This window comes from Mycobacterium sp. ACS4054 (genome assembly GCF_001667275.1).
GTDB lineage: Bacteria > Actinomycetota > Actinomycetes > Mycobacteriales > Mycobacteriaceae > Mycobacterium.
Window position 1 is genome coordinate 1 of sequence record NZ_LZHV01000032.1, and the last position, 4,538, is coordinate 4,538.

At 70.4% G+C, this 4,538-nt stretch carries 2 protein-coding genes; both read left to right on the plus strand.

From position 1 onward, the window contains the following. Nucleotides 1-1,884, plus strand: a 1,884-nt coding sequence (locus A5730_RS07115) for a beta-ketoacyl reductase (RefSeq protein ID WP_197506191.1), incomplete at its 5' end; no start/stop codon positions are given. Next, the coding region (locus tag A5730_RS07120; RefSeq protein WP_156745719.1) for a type I polyketide synthase at nt 1,881-4,538 on the plus strand (2,658 nt) is incomplete at its 3' end. The genes A5730_RS07115 and A5730_RS07120, both read left to right, overlap by 4 nt.

Consider the following 4,538-nt stretch of genomic DNA (forward strand, 5'->3'; position numbering starts at 1 on the left):
CACCAGATCCCCACCACCCCCTGGCACCACACCCGCCACTGGGTCGAGGCCGCGAGCCCGCAGACGCCGGGATCTGCACCCACCAATGGTGTTGCCGCACAATTACATCCGCTCACCGGCCCCCTCGACGAGTGGTCGGCCCGGCTGGCATGGCCGGCGCGGCCGCTGCCGCCGGCCGAGGCGCCCGCCCGGACCGAAAGCGGCCGGTGGCTGGTGATCGCCGACACCGACCTGGCCGCCGAACTGAGCCGCATCGCCGAGGTGCAGGCCGCCGACGCGGATCCGAGCGCCCTGGGTCAGGCGCTCGGCGAGGTCGATTACGTGCTGTACGCGCCCCCGGCCCCCGACGATCCGCTGGACGTCGGGGACGCCTACCAGCTGTTCCATCAGGTCCGCCGGATCGCCGCGGCGATGCACGCCGCCGGCTCGCCGGCCAAGTTGTTCATCGTCACCCGCAACGCCCAACCCATCACCGAGGGCGACCGCGCCAACCCCAGCCACGGGGCGCTCTGGGGATTGGGCCGCACCCTCGCCCTGGAACACCCCGAAATCTGGGGCGGCATCCTAGATTTCGACAGCTCGGTGCCGGCGCAACCGTTGGTGCGCCGGGTGCTGGCCGAGGCGGCCGCCGCCGACGGGGACGACCAGGTCGTCTACCGGTCCGGAGCGCGCCACGTGCCCCGGCTGCACCGGCGCCCGCTGCCTACCGAATCGGTGACGCTGGACGCCGGCGCCAGCCAGTTGGTCATCGGCGCCACCGGCAACATCGGCCCGCACCTGATCCGCCAGCTGGCCCGCATGGGCGCCGGGACCGTCGTGGCGGTGTCACGCAATCCCGGTGAGCGGCTGCGCGAACTGGCCGAAAGCCTTGCCACCACGGGAATCAACCTCGTCACCGTGGCCGCCGACGCCACCGACGAAGCCGCGATGAGGCGGCTGTTCGACCGGTTCGGCGCCGACCTGCCGCCGCTGGAAGGCATTTACCTGGCGGCGTTCGCCGGGCAGCCCGTCCTGCTGGACGAGATGACCAACGACGACGTCACCGCGATGTTCGCGCCCAAGCTCGACGCCGCCGCGGTGTTGCACCGGCTGTCCCTGGAGACGCCGGTGCGCCACTTCGTGTTGTTCTCCTCGATCTCCGGCCTCACCGGTTCGCGGTGGCTGGCCCACTACACCGCCACCAGCGGCTACCTGGACGCCCTGGCGTACGCGCGCCGCGTGATGGGGTTGGCGGCGACGACCGTCAACTGGGGACTGTGGAAGTCGCTGGCCGACGCCGAACGCCAATTCGGCCAGGTCAGCATGGGATCCGGGTTGCTGCCGATGGACGACGAGCTCGCCATCGGCGCGCTGCCGCGGGTGATGAGCCAGGCCGCCGGCGTGCATTCGGTGGTGGTGGACGCGGACTGGCCGCTGCTGGCGGCTGCCTACCGCACCCGCGGCTCGCTGCGCATAGTCGACGACCTGCTGCCGGCCCCGGGCGAAACGTCAACCTCGGCAAGCGAATTCCGGGTTGCCCTGGGCAAGTGTCCGCCGGAACGCCGCCACGACATGCTGCTCGATCATGTCGGCATGCTGGCGGCCAGGGTGATGGGGCTGCCGGCGGGCGAGTCCCTGGACCCCTCGACCGGCTTCTTCCAGCTCGGGATGGATTCGCTGATGAGCGTGACGCTGCAGCGCGCGTTGTCGGACAGCCTCGGTGAACCGCTGCCGGCCTCGGTCATTTTCGACTACCCGACGGTGTACGCGCTCGCCGACCAGCTGGCGACGATGCTGCCCGAGCTCACCGCGCCGGACGCCGAGCCCGACGCCGACGTCTACGACGAGCTCTCCGAAGCCGAGTTGTTGGAACAACTTTCCGACAGACTAAGAGGAACGCGATGACCACCTCGACACCGGACCGCCGGGCGATCATCACCGAGGCGCTGCACAAGATCGACGATCTCAGCGCCCGGCTGGAGATCGCCGAGAAGGCGGGCACCGAACCGATCGCGGTCATCGGGATGGGTTGCCGGCTACCCGGCGGGGTTGCAAACCCGGAGCAATTCTGGCAACTGCTGCGCGACGGGCGCAGCGGCATCGTGCGGGTGCCCCCCGAACGCTGGGACGCCGACGCTCTCTACACCGACGACCACACCGTCCCGGGGACGATCTGCAACCGCGAAGGCGGCTTCCTATCCGGTTGGGAGCCGGACGAATTCGACGCGGAGTTCTTCTCGATCACCCCGCGCGAGGCGGCGGCGATGGACCCGCAACAGCGGCTGTTCCTCGAGGTCGCCTGGGAGGCGCTGGAAGACGCGGGCATTCCCCCGCACACCGTTCGCGGCACCCAGACCTCGGTTTTCGTCGGCGTCACCGCCTACGACTACATGCTCACTCTCTCCGAAGCGATGCGGCCGGAGGAACTCGACGCCTACGTCCTGACCGGCAACTCCGCGAACTTCGCCGCGGGCCGGATGGCGTATCTGCTCGGGGCCCGCGGCCCCGCCGTCGTGCTCGACACCGCGTGCTCGTCGTCGCTGGTGGCCATCCACCTGGCCTGTCAAAGCCTGCGCTGGAACGAAAGTGACACGGCGCTGGTCGGCGGGACCAACCTGTTGCTGAGCCCGGGCACCAGCATCGCCTGCTCACGGTGGGGCATGCTGTCGCCGGACGGGCAATGTAAGACGTTCGACGCCGGCGCGGACGGGTACGTGCGCAGCGAGGGCTGCGGGGTGGTGGTGCTCAAGCGGCTGTCCGACGCGCAACGGGACGGCAATCGCATCCTCGCCGTGGTGCGCGGTTCGGCGGTCAATCAGGACGGCGCCAGCAGCGGGGTCACCGTTCCCAACGGCCCGGCGCAGCAGGCGCTGCTCCGCCAGGCGCTGACGTCGGCCAGGTTGACGCCGTCCGACATCGACTACATCGAGGCCCACGGCACGGGCACCCCTCTCGGCGACCCGATCGAACTCGACTCGCTGAGCAAGGTTTTCGCCGACCGGGACGGCCGGACCCCGCTGGTGTTGGGGGCGGTCAAGACCAACCTCGGGCACCTGGAGGCCGCTGCCGGCATCACCGGGTTCATCAAGACCGTGCTGGCCGTCAAGAACGCGCGCATCCCGCGGAACCTGAACTTCCACACGCTGACCCCGCACGCCAGTGCCGACGTGTCGCGGCTGACCATCGGCACCGAGGACATGGAATGGCCGGCGACGGGGCAACCCCGCCGGGCCGGCGTGTCGTCGTTCGGCGTGAGCGGGACCAACGCGCACGTGGTAATAGAGCAAGCGCCCGAACGGGTTCCGGCTCCGGCTGCGGACCGGCCGGTGGTGTCGACCCTGGTGGTGTCGGGCAGGACGCCGCAGCGGGTGGCGGCGACGGCCACGGCGCTGGCCGACTGGCTGGACGGCCCCGGCGCCGAGGTGGCGCTGGCCGACGTGGCGCACACGCTCAACCACCACCGGCCGCGGCACGCCAGCTTCGCGACGATCGCCGCCGTCGATCGGGACCAGGCGGTCGCGGGATTGCGGGCGCTGGCCGCCGGTGAGCCGGCCCCTGGCCTGGTGGGCTGCCGCGAGGGGGCGGTCGGGCCGGGCACGGTGTTCGTGTATTCCGGTCGGGGCTCGCAGTGGGCCGGCATGGGCCGCCGACTGCTCGCCGACGAGCCGGCCTTCGCCGCGGCGGTCGCCGAGCTGGAGCCCGATTTCGTTGCCCAGGCGGGCTTTTCGCTGCACGACGTGATCGCCACCGGCAAGGAGCTTGTCGGCATCGAGCAGATCCAGCTGGGGCTGATCGGGATGCAGCTCGCGCTGACCGCGCTGTGGCGGTCCTACGGGGTCACGCCCGACCTCGTCATCGGCCATTCCATGGGCGAGGTGGCCGCCGCGGTGGTCGCCGGTGCGCTCACGCCCGCCGAGGGATTACGGGTGACCGCGACGCGTTCGGCGTTGATGGCGCCGCTGTCCGGGCAAGGCACCATGGCCGCGCTCGAACTCGACGCCGCCGCCACCGAGGCGCTGATCGCCGACCATCCGCAGGTGAGCTTGGCGATCTACGGCTCGCCACGCCAAACCGTCATCGCCGGGCCGACCCAGCAGATCGACGACCTCATCACCACCGTCCGCGCCCGCAACCACTTCGCCGGGCGGGTCAACATCGAAGTGGCCCCGCATAATTCGGCGATGGACCCGCTGCAGCCCTTGATGCGATCGCAACTGGCCGACCTCGCCCCACGGCCACCGGCCATCCCGATCCTGTCCACCACCTACGCGGACCTCGATAGCCGCCCGGTCTTCGACGCCGAACACTGGGCCACCAACATGCGCAACCCGGTCCGCTTCCAGCAGGCGATCGAGGCCGCGGGCGCCGCGCATCACACCTTCATCGAAATCAGCGCCCACCCCTTGCTCACCCACGCCATCAGCGAAACCCTCACCGGCCGAGGGGATTCCGACTACCTCTCCATCGGCACCCTGCAGCGCGACGGTCACGACACCCTGACCTTCCACACCAACCTCAACACCGCCCACGTCAGCCGCCCACCTGTCTCTTATACACAA